The organism is Stenotrophomonas lactitubi, assembly GCF_002803515.1.
Taxonomy (GTDB): Bacteria; Pseudomonadota; Gammaproteobacteria; order Xanthomonadales; family Xanthomonadaceae; genus Stenotrophomonas; species Stenotrophomonas lactitubi.
Genome location: NZ_PHQX01000001.1, coordinates 390,607 through 405,388, shown reverse-complemented (window position 1 = coordinate 405,388; position 14,782 = coordinate 390,607). Strand labels below are relative to the sequence as shown.

General features: G+C 66.8%; 16 protein-coding genes. 2 read left to right on the top strand and 14 right to left on the bottom strand.

What is annotated here, in order from left to right:
• Window positions 1-42: 42 nt before the first annotated feature.
• The 13 genes from CR156_RS01870 to CR156_RS01810 form a co-directional block, all read right to left on the bottom strand.
• Window positions 43-396 (bottom strand): PilZ domain-containing protein, encoded by a 354-nt coding sequence (locus CR156_RS01870; protein WP_025874071.1) that lies wholly within the window; start codon window positions 394-396, stop codon window positions 43-45.
• Entirely contained in the window at window positions 393-1,349 is a 957-nt protein-coding gene (locus tag CR156_RS01865; RefSeq protein WP_099819206.1) for a DNA polymerase III subunit delta', read from the bottom strand. The genes CR156_RS01870 and CR156_RS01865 overlap by 4 nt, the downstream gene beginning before the upstream one ends.
• Complete coding sequence (gene tmk, locus CR156_RS01860; RefSeq protein ID WP_049467276.1) at window positions 1,346-2,011, bottom strand: dTMP kinase; 666 nt, start codon at window positions 2,009-2,011, stop codon at window positions 1,346-1,348. Before tmk ends, CR156_RS01865 begins: the two co-directional genes overlap by 4 nt.
• On the bottom strand, window positions 2,008-3,069 hold the full coding sequence (gene mltG, locus CR156_RS01855) for an endolytic transglycosylase MltG (protein ID WP_100551699.1): 1,062 nt from the start codon (window positions 3,067-3,069) through the stop codon (window positions 2,008-2,010). The genes tmk and mltG overlap by 4 nt, the downstream gene beginning before the upstream one ends.
• Before the next feature lie 224 nt (window positions 3,070-3,293).
• Window positions 3,294-4,658: an aminodeoxychorismate synthase component I gene (locus tag CR156_RS01850; RefSeq protein ID WP_100551698.1), complete on the bottom strand. Its 1,365-nt coding sequence runs from the start codon at window positions 4,656-4,658 to the stop codon at window positions 3,294-3,296.
• 93 nt (window positions 4,659-4,751) lie between these two features.
• The gene (fabF, locus tag CR156_RS01845) at window positions 4,752-6,014 is read right to left on the bottom strand and encodes a beta-ketoacyl-ACP synthase II (RefSeq protein ID WP_100551697.1); all 1,263 of its coding nucleotides are present in this window, start codon (window positions 6,012-6,014) and stop codon (window positions 4,752-4,754) included.
• 145 nt (window positions 6,015-6,159) lie between these two features.
• Window positions 6,160-6,399, bottom strand: a complete 240-nt coding sequence (gene acpP, locus CR156_RS01840) for an acyl carrier protein (RefSeq protein ID WP_025874077.1) — start codon at window positions 6,397-6,399, stop codon at window positions 6,160-6,162.
• Between the two features lie 153 nt (window positions 6,400-6,552).
• Window positions 6,553-7,296: a 3-oxoacyl-ACP reductase FabG gene (gene fabG / locus CR156_RS01835; RefSeq protein ID WP_025874078.1), complete on the bottom strand. Its 744-nt coding sequence runs from the start codon at window positions 7,294-7,296 to the stop codon at window positions 6,553-6,555.
• 82 nt (window positions 7,297-7,378) lie between these two features.
• Complete coding sequence (fabD, locus tag CR156_RS01830; protein ID WP_089239160.1) at window positions 7,379-8,323, bottom strand: ACP S-malonyltransferase; 945 nt, start codon at window positions 8,321-8,323, stop codon at window positions 7,379-7,381.
• Between the two features lie 166 nt (window positions 8,324-8,489).
• Window positions 8,490-9,272, bottom strand: coding sequence for a BUD32 family EKC/KEOPS complex subunit (locus tag CR156_RS01825; RefSeq protein WP_100551696.1), 783 nt, complete (start codon window positions 9,270-9,272; stop codon window positions 8,490-8,492).
• Between the two features lie 73 nt (window positions 9,273-9,345).
• On the bottom strand, window positions 9,346-10,323 hold the full coding sequence (locus CR156_RS01820; RefSeq protein WP_100463418.1) for a beta-ketoacyl-ACP synthase III: 978 nt from the start codon (window positions 10,321-10,323) through the stop codon (window positions 9,346-9,348).
• A gap of 91 nt (window positions 10,324-10,414) precedes the next feature.
• Entirely contained in the window at window positions 10,415-10,609 is a 195-nt protein-coding gene (gene rpmF, locus CR156_RS01815) for a 50S ribosomal protein L32 (RefSeq protein ID WP_025879386.1), read from the bottom strand.
• 107 nt (window positions 10,610-10,716) lie between these two features.
• Window positions 10,717-11,226, bottom strand: a complete 510-nt coding sequence (locus CR156_RS01810; protein WP_088101178.1) for a YceD family protein — start codon at window positions 11,224-11,226, stop codon at window positions 10,717-10,719.
• A 114-nt stretch (window positions 11,227-11,340) separates the two neighbouring features.
• Between CR156_RS01810 and CR156_RS01805 the strand changes: the two genes are divergently transcribed.
• Complete coding sequence (locus CR156_RS01805) at window positions 11,341-11,913, top strand: Maf family protein (RefSeq protein ID WP_100554054.1); 573 nt, start codon at window positions 11,341-11,343, stop codon at window positions 11,911-11,913.
• Window positions 11,914-11,942: 29 nt separating this feature from the next.
• Here the strand turns inward: CR156_RS01805 and CR156_RS01800 are convergent, their stop codons facing one another.
• Window positions 11,943-13,784: a glycosyltransferase family 39 protein gene (locus CR156_RS01800; protein ID WP_100551695.1), complete on the bottom strand. Its 1,842-nt coding sequence runs from the start codon at window positions 13,782-13,784 to the stop codon at window positions 11,943-11,945.
• A 44-nt stretch (window positions 13,785-13,828) separates the two neighbouring features.
• Here CR156_RS01800 and CR156_RS01795 point away from each other — a divergent pair, with 44 nt between their 5' ends.
• A complete protein-coding gene (locus tag CR156_RS01795) occupies window positions 13,829-14,782 on the top strand; it encodes an AAA family ATPase (protein WP_100551694.1) in 954 nt (317 codons plus the stop codon).

Here is a 14,782-nt window from a genome sequence, read left to right as displayed (position 1 = left end):
CAGGCATGGCCTGGCTCTACTGGGAAGCGCGATCCGCCCACATCACATCGTATGCGTCGGCTTGTCCGAACCGGTCAGGCCGGCCAGGATCGTCTCGATCTTGTGCCGCACCGTCTCGCCTTCCTGGCCGTCCGCCAGCTGCACGCCGATGCCGGCCGTGCGGTTGCCCTGCGCGCCGGCCGGGGTCACCCAGATCACCTTGCCGGCCACCGGCAGGCGCTCGCTGGAATCAGGCAGGGTCAGCAGCAGGAACACCTCATCGCCCAGGAAGTAACGCTTGGGCGTGGGCACGAAGATGCCGCCATTCTTCACGAACGGCATGTACGCGCTGTACAGCGCGGCCTTGTCCTTCACGGCCAGGGACAGGATGCCCTGGCGGGCGTTGCTGGCACTCATCGATTTCCCCTTGCGGCAGGCCGCTCGTTCACCTTGTTCCAGGCCAGCAGCAACTCGACCACCGCAAGGTCTGCGCGCACGGTGGTGCGCAGCAGGTCGCGGGTGCGGTTGGCCGCATCGAACCAGGCTGCAAGCTTGTGCAATCGCTCCGGCGTGGTCAAGGCATCGGTGCTGGCCTGCGCCAGCGCCAGGTCGGCGGCGAAGCGCAGGCGCAGCGCCGCGTTGTCATCGGCGCACCACTTCTGCGCCAGTTCCACCGCACCGGTCTTGCCAGCGGCCAACTGTTCCAGCTCGCGGCCGACGTCGCGACGCAGGCTCAAGCCATCTTCGCGCAGCCAGTTATCGGCCTGCCCAGGATGGCCGCGTGCTGCATCCAGCGCCTCGCGCGCGGCCGCCTCGCTGTGGCCCTGCTGCTGCAGCCAGGCCAGCGCTTCCTCGCGCGGCGGCAGCTTGAATTCCAGGCGCTGGCAGCGGCTGCGCACGGTCTGCGGCAGGCGCGCCGGGTCACTGCTGATCAACCACAGGTAGCGTCCGGGCTGCGGTTCTTCCAGAGTCTTCAGCAACGCATTGGCGGCCGAACGGTTGATGGCATCAGCCGGGTCGACGATCACCACCTGCGCCACGCCGTACTGCGGGGTCAGCGCCAGCTTGTTGGTGATCTCGCGCACCTGCTCGATCACGATCTCGGTGCGCAGCTTGTCGCCGCTCTTGTTCGGAATGAAGCTGATCAGCTGCAGGTCGGGATGCGTGCCGGCGGCAATCAGCTGCCGGGTGCGGGTGGCGTGCGCAGCATCGCCGCGTGCCAGCACATGGTCGGCCAGCGCGAGCGCCACTTCACGCTTGCCCAGCCCGGCCGGGCCGCAGATCAGCAGGCCGTGGCCCAGCCGATCAGCATCCAACGCGGCCACGGTCTGGTCGAACGCGCGCTGCTGCCAGGGCGAGAACGTACTCATGCGCCCTCCCCTTGCTGCAGCCAGCGTTCGACACGCGCGACCACATCAGCAGCCACGCGCTCCTGCACCTGGCCGGCATCGACCAGCGCGAAGCGCTGCGGGTCCTGCTGTGCGCGGCTGCGGAACACCTCGCGCACGCGCTGGAAGAAATCGTCCTGCTCGCTTTCGATGCGGTCCGGCCACAGATCGCGGCCATTGGCACGCGCGCGGCCAACGGCCACGTCCACGTCCAGCAGCAGGGTCAAACCGGGCAGCAGGCCAACGGCGCGGCGCTCCAGGTCGGCAATCCACTGCGGGTCCAGGCCGCGGCCACCGCCCTGGTAGGCGTAGCTGGAATCGGTGAAGCGATCGCTGAGCACGTAGGCGCCGCGCTGCAGCGCCGGCTGGATCACCTGGCGCACATGCTGCGCACGTGCGGCGAACACCAGCAGCAGTTCGGCCTCGGCACTGAGCGGCTCGGCAGCGATCTCGGCATCGGGCTTCAGCACCAGCCCGCGGATGCGCTCGGCCAGCGGCGTACCACCGGGTTCGCGGGTCAGTACGACCTCATGGCCGTGGCGGCGCAGGCACTCACGGATGGCGTTGATGGCCGTGGTCTTGCCCGCGCCTTCGCCGCCTTCCAGGCTGACGAAACGGGGATGGCGAAGCAGCGCGGAACTCATTGCGCCGGGGTCTCCTTGGTGCGTTGCTGGCGCAGCTGCTGCAGGTAGCGGGCTACGGCGGCGTTGTGTTTGTCCAGGCTGGGCGAGAACACGTGTGCGCCGCTGCCATCGCCCACGGCGACGAAGTACAGCGCATCGCCCGGTGCCGGTTGCGCAGCGGCCATCAGCGCATCGCGGCTGGGCATGGCGATCGGGGTCGGGGTCAGGCCAGACCGGGTGTAGGTGTTGTAGGGCGTATCGGTGGTCAGGTCGCGGCGGCGGATGTTGCCGTCATACGCCGCACCGATGCCGTAGATCACGGTCGGGTCGGTCTGCAGGCGCATGCCGATCTTCAGGCGGCGCATGAACACGCCCGCAATCTGCGGTCGCTCGCTGGCCAGCGCGGTTTCCTTTTCGATGATCGACGCCATCGTCAGCAGCTCGTACGGCGTATTGATCGGCAGATCCGGCGCGCGGCTTTCCCAGGCTTCGTCCAGCGCCTTCTCCATCGCGCCGTGGGCACGCTTGAGCACGTCCAGGTCGCTGTCGCCGCGCTGGTAGACGTAGGTCTCCGGCAGGAAGCGGCCTTCCGGATGCTGGCCGGCGAAACCGAGGCGGTCCATCAGCGCTGCGTCATCGAGGGTGTCGGTGGTGTGCAGCAGCGGATCGGCACGCTTGAGCGCGGCGCGCAGCTGGCGGATGTTCCAGCCTTCGATGATGGTGACGCGGTGCTGCAGCACCTTGCCGGCGCGCATGCGCAGCAGCAGTTCGCGCGGGGTCAGATCCCTGCTCAGTGCGTACTCGCCCACCTTCAGCTTGCCGGCGGCATCGAGCTGGCGCGCCAGCAGCTGCCACTGGGTGTCCTGGCCCTCGTCCACGCCGGCCTCGCGCAGCTTGCGCAGCACGCTGTTCATGCCATCGCCGCTGGCGATGACCACGCTGTCCGCACTGGGGGTCAGCGGCACGTCGGCAAACTGGGTCTGCTTGTAGAAGAACCACGCGCCCGCGCCGGCCACGATGGCGGCCAGCACCAGCAGCAGTGTTACCACCCACAGACACCCGCGCTTGGCTCCCGCCATGGACTACCTCTGAACTCGATTCCGTCGTGCAGGATACCGTGCCGCCGGTGTAGGGTCATGACCGAAGCCACGCGTCCGTGCCGACCAACGGTCGGCACCCACCCACCATCTCCAGTAGATCCACGCCATGCGTGGATGAACGACCATGGAAGCATCCGTGCCGACCAACGGTCGGCACCCACCAGGACCGGCAGCGCCGGGCCATGCCCGGCGGCGGCAATCGATCAACCCTGCTGCCCCAGCGCCCGCAGCAGGCCGCGGGCCTTGGCCCGGGTTTCGTCCAGTTCCTTGTCCGGGTCCGAGTCGACCACGATGCCGGCACCGGTACGGAAGCTGACCTCGTTGCCATCCACTTCGGCGGTGCGGATCAGGATGTTCAGGTCCAGGTCGCCATCGCGGTTCAGCCAACCGAATGCACCGGTGTACGCGCCGCGCGGCACCTGCTCCAGCTCGCTGATGATCTGCATGCAGCGCACCTTTGGACAGCCGGTGATGGTGCCGCCGGGGAAGGTGGCGGCGATCACCTCGCCCGGGGTCACGTCCGCACGCAGGTGGCCACTGACATTGCTGACGATGTGGTGCACGTGGGCGTAGCTTTCCACGGTCATCAGTTCGTCCACGACGACCGTGCCGGGCAGGCAGATGCGGCCCAGATCGTTGCGCTCCAGGTCGATCAGCATCACGTGCTCGGCGCGCTCCTTGGGATGGCCGACCAGCTCCTGGATGCGCGCGGCATCGTCGTCGCCCTCGAAGCGCGGGCGGGTGCCGGCGATCGGGCGCGTCTGCGCGTGGCCGCCATGCACCGATACCAGCCGTTCCGGCGACGAGCTGACCACATGCCGGCCGTGCGCACTGAACAGGCCGGCAAACGGCGCCGGATTGGCGCGCCGCAGCTGCGCGTACAGCGCCTGCGGACTGACCGGTGCTGCGAACTGCGCGCTCCAGCGCCGTGACAGGTTCACCTGGAACACATCACCGGCACGCAGGTACTCGATCACACGGCGCACGCCATCAGTGAAGCGCTGCGGCTCGTCTTCGCTGACCGACTGCGGCGGTTGCCAGCCCTGCCCGGCCTGCGGCAGTTCGCCGGCCAGCAAGGCGACCAGCGTGTCCAGCAGCGCCTGCTCGCCCGCCTCGGCAATGAGGAAGCTGGTGTCGGCCTGGTGGTCATGCAGCACGGCGGCCGGGCAACGCAGGGCGAGTGCGGTCGGGTGACCGTCATCGCGCGCGCGCGCCGGCAGCACCGGCTCGACCTGGCTGGCCACTTCGTAGTCCAGCATCAGCGCCCAGCCACCGCGGAACGGCAGCGCGTGGCCGCCGTCGTGCGGCAGGCGCTGCGCGTGCCATGCGCGGTCCAGCGCCTGCAGGAAACTGCCGGGCTGCACCGCACCGTGCTGGTCGCGCACCTGGCCATCGGCGTCCAGCTGCAGGGTGTCGCCCTGCGCGGCCAGCAGCAGGCTCCAGCGGCCCTGCGCGGTACCCGAGGCGGTGGACTCCATCAGCAGCGGGAAACGCGCCGGGTCGCGCTGCTGCAGGGCCAGCAGGTCGATCGGGTGCAGCAGCGGGTGGATCAGCGGGGCGTGGGTCATGGCGGCCAGTTCTGGGAGACGGATACACGGAAGCCGCCTTGCGGCGGCCTCGTGGTTGGCGGAGTCGAGCCCGGCTCGACGCTACCGGTGCGATCAGACGCGCTTGAAGATCAGCGTGCCGTTGGTGCCGCCGAAGCCGAAGCCATTGGACATCACCACGTCGACCTTGGCCTGGCGTGCTTCGTTGGGCACGTAGTCCAGGTCGCAGCCTTCGCCCGGCTGCTGCAGGTTGATGGTCGGCGGAATCACGTTGTCGCGCATTGCCAGCACCGAGAAGATCGCTTCCACGCCGCCGGCAGCGCCGAGCAGGTGGCCGGTCATCGACTTGGTGGAGCTGACCATCATCTTGTAGGCGTGGTCGCCGAAGGCGGTCTTCATCGCCATGGTCTCACCGAGGTCGCCCAGCGGGGTCGAGGTGCCATGTGCGTTGAGGTAGCCGACCTGTTCCGGGGTGACACCCGCGTCCTTCAGGGCCATGGTCATGCAGCGCGCAGCGCCTTCGCCGTTCTCGCTCGGCGCGGTCATGTGGTACGCGTCGGAGCTGGCGCCGAAACCGGCCAGCTCGCAGTAGATCTTCGCGCCACGTGCCTTGGCGTGCTCGTACTCTTCCAGGATCAGGATGCCGGCGCCATCGCCCAGCACGAAGCCGTCACGGTCCTTGTCCCACGGGCGCGAGGCCTGTTCCGGAGCGTCGTTGCGGGTGCTCATCGCCTTCATCGCGCAGAAGCCGCCCAGCGCCGTCGGCGAGGAACCGCGTTCGGCACCGCCGGCCACCATCACGTCCGCATCGCCGTACTGGATCATGCGCATGGCGGTGCCGATGGAATGGTTGGAGGTGGCGCACGCCGAGACCGCCGAGAACGACGGGCCCTTCAGGCCGCTGATGATGCTCAACTGGCCCGGCAGCATGTTGATGATGGTCTTGGGCACGTAGAAGGGAGAGATCTTCTTCCCTTCGTGGAACTCGATGGTCTGCTCTTCGATGCCGAGCAGGCCGCCGATGCCGGCGCCAACGATGGCGCCAATGCGGTCGGCGTTGGCGTCGGTGATCTCCAGGCCCGAATCATGCAGGGCCATGAAGGCGGCACCGAGGCCGTAATGGATGAACGGGTCCATCTTCTTGGCATCCTTGCCGCTGACCCGGTACTTGCCGAACAGTTCGTTGTCGGCGGTGATGTCAAAGCCTTTGACCTCACCTGCGATCTTGGTGGTGAACCGTTCCAGGTAGGCATCAGAAACGTTGGTCAGCGGACCGATGCCCGAACGACCGTGGGTGATGCCTTCCCAGCTGCTGGCCAGATCATTGCCCAACGGCGAGACCATACCCAGGCCGGTTACGACGACGCGACGCTTCATTGCTGATTCTCCTGACCCGAACGTTCTTTGCGGGTAACGCGGTTTACTTCGGTGTGGTACGCAAACACACGGGGCCGCAAACAGCGGCCCCATGGGGTGTCGTGCGCGGCGAGCTCAACGCCCGCGCGCGCACTGACGTCCTGCATCAGGCCTTGACGTGGGCCGTGATGTAGGTGATCGCAGCCTGCACGGTGCTGATCTTCTCGGCTTCTTCGTCCGGGATCTCGCACTCGAATTCTTCTTCCAGCGCCATCACCAGCTCGACGGTGTCCAGCGAGTCAGCGCCCAGGTCATCGACGAACGATGCGCTGTTGGTGACTTCTTCTTCCTTGACGCCAAGCTGTTCGATGACGATTTTCTTGACGCGTTCTTCGATGGTGCTCATGGGATATCGCTCCAGATGGAGTAGTGGTTCAAAAAGTGGTCGCCATCAAAGGCGATGGCCGTGGGATAGTGTAGTGGAAACCGGCGTGACCTTGCATTGCAGCAAAAATCCTCGCAGATCAATCACTTGCGGCGCGATCCCTGCGCCCCTTGCTTACGGCATGTACATGCCGCCGTTCACATGGAGAGTTTCGCCGGTGATGTAGCCGGCAGCCGGGCTGGCCAGGAAGGCCACCGCATGGGCGATGTCCTCCGGCGAACCCAGGCGTTCGAGGGCGATGTCGCCGATCAGCGCGGTACGCGCTTCTTCCGGCAGCGCCTTGGTCATGTCGGTGTCGATGAACCCCGGCGCGACCACGTTGACGGTGACGCCGCGCGAGCCGATTTCCTTGGCCAGCGACTTGGAGAAACCGATGATGCCGGCCTTGGCGGCGGCATAGTTGGCCTGGCCGGCGTTGCCGGTCACGCCCACCACCGAGGCGATGTTGATGATGCGGCCCTTGCGCGCCTTCATCATCCCGCGCATGACGGCCTTGCTGGTGCGGAACACGCTGGTCAGGTTGGTGTCGATGATCGACGCCCAATCGTCTTCCTTCATGCGCATCAGCAGGTTGTCGCGGGTGATGCCGGCGTTGTTGACCAGGATCGAGATCGGGCCGAATTCCTTGGCGATACCGTCAAGCACGGCGTCGAGCGCGGCAGCGTCGGTGACGTTCAGCGCACGGCCGTGACCGCCGTGGGCGGCCAGGCGCTCGCCGATCGCGGCGGCGCCGGAATCGGTGGTGGCGGTGCCGATGACGGTGGCGCCCTGGGCGGCCAGCAGATCGGCGATGGCGGCACCAATGCCACGGCTGGCACCGGTGACCAGTGCGATTTCACCCTGCAGGGGCTTGCTCATGATGTTTTCCTCAGGCTGGGGCGGCCGCCGCACCCGTGCCGCTTGCAGCGGCCACCGGCACGGTCGGCAGGAACAGGGGCAATCAGGCCGACCACGTCTCGCGGGCGGTTTCGAAGTCGCCCGGGGTGGCCAGGGAACGGCCGTCGATGGCCTTGTCGATGCGCTTGACCAGGCCGGTCAGCACCTTGCCCGGACCGCACTCGGCGATCTGGGTGACGCCACGCGCGGCCAGCGCCTGCACGCAGCCGGTCCACTGCACGGGCTGGTACAGCTGCTGCACCAGCGCGGTGCGGATCGCGTCCACGCCGTCGTGCACCTTGGCGTCGACGTTCTGCACCACCGGCAGCTGCGGCAGCTGCCAGGACAGGCCCGCCATCACTTCGGCCAGACGGTTGGCGGCTTCGCGCATCAGCGGGGTATGCGAGGGCACGCTGACGGCCAGCTTGACCGCCTTGCGCACGCCCTTCTCGGCCAGCAGCGCCAGCGCACGGTCGACCGCGGCAGCGTCGCCGCCGATCACGATCTGGCCCGGCGAGTTGAAGTTGGCCGGAACGACCACCTGGCTGCCGGCGGCTTCCGCGCAGACGTCCAGCACCAGCTGGTCTTCGGCGCCGAGCACGGCGGCCATCGCGCCGACACCGGCCGGAGCGGCTTCCTGCATCAGCTGCCCGCGCAGCCGCACCAGGTGCGCACCGTCGTGCAGGCTGAGGGCGCCAGCGGCGACCAGAGCGGTGTACTCGCCCAGGCTGTGGCCAGCCAGAACCGACGGACGCGGGCCACCAACGGCGTTCCAGGCGCGCCACGCGCCGATGCTGGCGGCCAGCAGGGCCGGCTGGGTGTATTCAGTACGGTTGAGCATTTCCTCCGGGCCACCCTGGGACAACGCCCACAGGTCGACGCCGGCACCATCGGATGCCTCGGTGAAGGCCTCACGCACCTGCGGGTGCAGTTCGGCCAGCTCGGCCAGCATGCCCACAGACTGCGAGCCCTGACCGGGGAAGACAAAAGCGAGGGTGGATAGGGTCACGCGGTCATCCGCTTGTTGCAATCGAAGCGGGCCATGATAAGGGGGAACATGCCGTGTCGTCTGTACGTGCGCGTATGCACGGCGTATGGAGGCGGCCTGCCGGATCGGCCAGCGGGTGATGCCGGCCAGCGGCCGGCACTACCCGATGCTGCGAGCTGCCCCGCTGTCAGCAGAGCAGCTGCAGGATGTCCAGCTCGCCGTCGGCAAACCAGTCCATGCACAGGCCGACCACCATCAGCAGGCCCAGCGTGGTGGCACCGTGGGTGATGAAAATGGAGTGGGCCAGCGCGCGCGCCGAGCGCCCCAGCTTCATGCACACCCGCGCCAGGCGCTGCAGGCGGCCACTGACGGCGTGTACGTGCGCACGCACCGGTGCCTGCACCCCGTTCATCGCCTCGGCCATCATCGCCTGCAGGCATTCGGGGCGGTCGGCGTAGTACTTGGCAACGCCATAGCCGAACATCAGCCAGTCGCGCGCCTGTGCCTCGGCCAGGTCCATGACTTCCAGCGGATCTTCTTCGAAGTCGATGAAACCGACGTTCTGGCCATCCCAGGTGAGGTTGCGCGGCAGCGGCTGGCCGAAATAGGCGCCACGACCGTGCGCTTCGGCAATGGCCTGCATCGCCGCAGCCACGAGGCGATCGCGGCCGGGATCGTCAGCTTCGCGCAGGCAGGTATTGAACGAGCTGCCGTTGTCGCCGATCACCAGCGCGGCATGGCCGCTGCCGATCACCGCGGGCACGTTCACGCCCTGCGCCTGCAGTTCCGCCAGCCGGCGGGCCTCGGTTTCGCGCGCGGCGTCGCCACCGCGGTGCGGCGGCGGGCGCAGGGCGTCGAGATGGAACCGGCGGGCAACAAAATTGAGCAGGCCCAGGGCCACTGCTCGGCTTCCTTCGCCGTACTGCTTCAGCCAGGCGCGCTGCCCTTCGATGACGATGGGCTCAACCATGACAGTCTCCTTTAACGCATTACGGCCCCAGAGGGGCCGTAACGACGGTTTCACGTTGTCGTAACTCGCACTATCAATAGCGCAGCAGTGCCGAACCCCACGTGAAGCCACCACCGAACGCTTCCAGCAGCAGCAGCTGGCCGCGCTCGACCCTGCCGGAACGCACAGCCGCATCCAGCGCCAGCGGCACCGAGGCGGACGAGGTATTGCCATGCTTGTCGACAGTGACCACGACCTGGTCCATCGACATGTCCAGCCGCTTGGCGGTGGCTTCGATGATGCGCAGGTTGGCCTGGTGCGGGATCAGCCAGTCCAGGTCGGACTTGGTCAGGCCATTGGCATCCAGGGTTTCGTCCACGACCGAGTCCAGCGCCTTGACGGCGTACTTGAACACGTCGTTGCCCTTCATGTTGATGGTGCCGCCACCGTTGTTGCCTTCACCGAAACCGACCGAGACGCCGACCGGGTTCCACAGCAGCTCTTTCTTGCTGCCATCCGAATGCAGGTGGGTGCTGAGGATGCCGGTTTCTTCGTCGGCCTTGAGCACGACGGCGCCCGCGCCATCACCGAACAGCACGCAGGTGGTGCGGTCTTCCCAGTCAACGATACGGGTCAGGGTTTCCGCGCCGATCACCAGCACATGGCGGGCATCACCGGAACGGATGAATTTGTCGGCCACGCTGAGCGCGAACACGAAGCCCGAACAGGCCGCGTTGACGTCGAAAGCGGGGCAGCCGCTCACACCGAGCTTGGCCTGGATCAGGCACGCGGTGGAGGGAAAGATCAGATCAGGGGTGGTCGTGCCGACCACGATCATGTCGAGCTGCGACGCGTCGATACCGGCCGCTTCGATCGCACGCAGCGCGGCCTGGTAGCCGAGATCGCTGGTGGTTTCGCCTTCGGCAGCGATGTGCCGTTCACGGATACCGGTGCGCGTCTGGATCCACTCGTCCGAGGTCTCGACCATTTTTTCCAGGTCGGCGTTGGTCAGGACTTTTTCCGGCAAATAGCTACCGGTGCCCGCGATCCTCGAGTAGATCCGCTTGCTCATCATGTTTCCTGTTGCACGAGCCGCCGTTCACCGGCGTGCCCGGGAAAGAAGGCGAAGGCCGCTGCCCAGCGGGCAGCGACCTTCCGGCACATCAGTCTTCCTGGACAGCCGAAGACTTGGTCTGGATGACCTTCTTGCCGCGGTAGAAACCGTCAGCAGTGATGTGGTGACGCAGATGCACTTCGCCGGTGGTCGGGTCGGTCGACAGCTGCTTGGCGCTCAGGGCGTCATGCGAACGACGCTGGCCACGACGGGACGGGGTAACACGGGATTTCTGGACAGCCATGGGATTGCTCCAAACTCGGTTCGTTTTGCTTCGTCGTTTCGTCGCACAGGACGCCAGCGTCCAGCACACTTTTCGCTTTCGCCGCAGCCGCCGACGACAACCGGCTGCTATTGTTTCTTCAATGCCGCCAACGCCGCAAACGGGTTGGCCTTTTCAATTTCTTCTTCGGTCGGTGCCCAGTCCTTGTCGACTGCCTCACCGTACGGCGACAGGGGTACCACCGGCACCGCCAGCACCAGTTCGTCCTCGACCAGGTCCAACGGACGCAGCTGGCCATCTTCCGGCACCAGCAACGGCTCGTATTCCTCCGGCAAGGACGATTCCTCGTCTTCGTCGCGGATCAGGCCAAGCCTCTGGGTCATCTTCACCGGCAGCAGGAAACGCTGCATGCTGCGCTGACAGGTCAGCGGCAACGCGGTATCGATGCTGAGTTCCACATAGGATACCCGCAAGATCTCGTCGCGACCGAATTCGAGCGAGTAATTACACTCGCCTTCGGTATCTGCGACAAGCCCCTGCAGGCGAGTCAATTCAGCCAGGGAGACCTGACCATCGAAGCGCCTTCGCGCTACGACCATCCGCCAGGCATCCAGCGTTTCGGGTACGTTCGCGGACATAAGCCGCCGAATATTAAGGATCGGCAGGTCGCGTGTCAAATGACTGCCATGAAAGGCTTGCTGTGGCTGGCTGTGCCGGGCCAGACTGCCGCGCCCCGCCCCCGGAATTCCCGCATGCCTGCCCTGGTCCTGGCCTCCACCTCCCGCTACCGCCGCGACCTGCTGGAACGGTTGGGGTTGCCCTTCGACTGCGCACGCCCGGAGGTGGATGAGACTCCGCACGCCAACGAGGCCCCGCTGGCGCTGGCGGCACGCCTGGCCAGCGCCAAGGCGGCCGACGTGGCCGCCCGCCATCCCGGCAGCTGGGTGATCGGCTCGGACCAGGTGGCGGACCTGAACGGTCAGCCGCTGGGCAAGCCGGGTACGGTCGAGGCGGCGTGCGCGCAGCTGGCGGCCATGTCCGGGCAGACGGTGCGCTTCCACACTGCCATCAGTCTCACCCGTGGCGGAGAATCCTTCACGGCAATGGATCTGACCCAGGTGCGCTTCCGCGCGCTGCAGGCGCCGGAGATCGCCCGCTACGTGGCCATCGAACAACCGCTGGACTGCGCTGGCAGCTTCAAGTGCGAAGGCCTGGGCATCAGCCTGTTCGAGGCCATCGACAATCGCGACCCCACGGCCCTGATCGGGCTGCCGCTGATCGCACTGTGCGGATTGCTGCGCAGGGCCGGATTCGTGGTGCCCTGATCCCGGCCCGTGACACGAGGCACGATGCCTCAGCGCTTTTCCACGACGAACGGCTGTTCCTGCCACTGCTCCACGCTGCCATCGCAACCATGCAGGCGCAGGCCCAGCCAGTGTTTTCCCGGTGACAACGTACCCGTATCGAGCGTTGCATCGAAACCGACAGCCGGATGTTGCGGGTCGGTGCTGTCTGGCCAGGCATGTCGGATATCGAACACCCGCCCGTAGCTGGCGTCGCCGATCGAACGACCATCCACCAGCACTTCAACCCGCGACAGGCCGACACCTTCCTTGAACGCCCAGCCCTTGATCGCCAGCGTGCCGCTCACCACGTCGCCGTTGGAAGGGGTGTCCAGCCAGGCCAGTGCGGGGGCTACACATGGGCCCTGCGCGCGCTGCACCGGCAGGCGGAACAGCAGGAAGCGCTGGAATCCATGATCGTTGCTGACCACGCGCGGCGGCGGCAGCGGCCCGACCTGTTCGCAGAGGGCGTGATAGCGGGTGAGCAGATCGCGGAAACGCTGATCGCTGGGCGACAGCACCAGCAGCATCGGCACGTCGCGCTCGCCTTCATGCACCTGGTTCCATTGCGCCAGCTGCGCGGTACGGCCGTGTTTGTCGTTGAGCGGATGCGGCAGCACTTCGATGTCACCGCGGCCCAGCTGGAAGCCCAGTTCGGCGCCCACCTTGAAGTTGCCGGCCAGTACGCGGCTGCCTTCAGGCATCTGCTGCAGTTCTTCGCGGACCGCAGCAGCCAGCGGCTGCCAGCCGGCGAAGTTGCGCGGGTAGTACTTGTCGCCGGCCAACTGCTCGCGCAGCGATGACGAGGACGCCATCAGGTAATAGCCGAAGGCCAGCACCATGCCCAGCCCGGCCAGCCACCAGCCGGTACGCCGCAACCAGCGCGGCCAGCCGTTGAGGATCACCGGCACCGCCACCAGCAGGGCTAGGTAGCCCGGCAGCGGCCAATGGAAGCTGATGCGCTCGACGTCGGTGAAGAAGCCCAGTGCGAAGATGCCCAATGTCGACACACCGCCGACCAGACCGAAATAACGCCACTGCACGCGCGCACCGCCGCCACTGCGGGTACCCGCCAGCGCCACCTTCCACATCGCGATGCACAGGATGGGCGTCACCAGCATCGGCTGGATCACCAGGAACCACAGTCCGCGCCACTCGAACGCCCACGGATGACGCTCGACCACCTGGAACTTCAGACCGGCATCGTGATTGTCGGCATTCCAGGCCAGCAGCGGCAGCCATGCCAGTACGCCAACGGCCAGGGCCACCCAGACGCGCGGATCGGCCAGCATGCGCCGGCCCTGCGGCAGCGCCAGCAGGGCAACGAAGCCGACGCCGATCACACCGATGAAGCGATAGTGGCTGAGCGCGCCGATCAGCAGGCCCAGCGCCAGCTTCACCGCCGAGGATGCATCTACGTTGCGCAGCAGGCGTGCGCCGGCATCCAGGCACAGCACTGCCGCCAGTGCCATCGGCACATCGGGTACGGCCAGCAGACCCAGCGTGGCCGACAACGGCATCAACAGCGTCAAGCTGCCGGCCTGCCAACCTGCAACGTTGCCGAACCAGCGCGCCGCAATGCGCGATACCAGCAGCGGCAGCAGTGCACCGATGGCCAGGAATGGCAGGCGCAGCGCCAGCACGTGCTGACCGCCAAGCTCCACACCCAACCGGGTCAGCCAGGCCGTCAGCCCTGGCAGATCCGAATAGGCCGCAGCCAGGTGCTGGCCTTCCTGCCAGTAGAACGCCTCATCGACGAACAACGGCAGGCGTGCGGCCACGACCAGCTTGGCCGCTGTGACGAGCGTCCATAACCAGAGAAAAATCGTACGTGCGCGTTGTTCGCCCTGCATTGCTCTATGGATAGAATCGACCGGTTACCGAACTTGAGACGACCATGACAGCTTCGTCCCCCATGCCCAGCATGCTAACCGATCAACTGCGTCAGTCCCTGCGCAACGCGCAGGACCAGGTCAATGCACTGGTGCTGGGCAAGGTGCAGGAGGTTCGACTGGCCTTTGTGGCCCTGCTCTCTGGCGGCCACCTGCTGATCGAAGACCTGCCCGGTCTCGGCAAGACCACATTGGCCCATGCCCTGGCCAGCAGCCTGGGGCTGAGCTTCCAGCGCGTGCAGTTCACCTCCGACCTGCTGCCGGCTGACGTACTCGGCGTATCGGTCTACGACGCCGGCAGCCGCCAGTTCCAGTTCCACCCCGGGCCGGTCTTCACCCACGTGCTGCTGGCCGACGAGATCAACCGGGCGCCGCCGCGCACGCAGAGCGCACTGCTGGAAGCGATGGCCGAGCAGCAGGTCACCCTCGACGGCCAAACCCATGCCCTGCCCGATCCATTCTTCGTGATCGCCACGCAGAACCCGGTGGATCTGTCAGGCACGTTCCCGCTGCCCGATTCGCAACTGGACCGTTTCCTGCTGAGGCTGGCGATGGGCTACCCCAGCGCGCAGGCGGAACGTGAGCTGCTGCGTGGCAGCGATCGTCGTGACCTGATCGCCCGCGCGCTGCCCCAGCTGGACGACACCCAGGTACGCGCACTGCGCGAGGCGGTCGGCCAGGTGCATGTCAGCGACGCGCTGGTGGACTACGTGCAGGCACTGCTGACCCGCAGCCGCCAGCACGCCGGCGTGCGCGTGGGATTGTCGCCACGCGCCGGCCTGGCCCTGCTGCGCGCGGCCAAGGCACATGCGCTGTTGCTCGGCCGTGGCCACGTGGTACCCGAAGACGTGCAGACGCTGTTCGTAGCGGTGGCTGGCCATCGCCTGGTGGGTGAAGCCGAGTCGAGCTCGGGGCCAGCGCTGGCTCGCGCGATCCTGCAGACCGTCGCGGTCGATTGA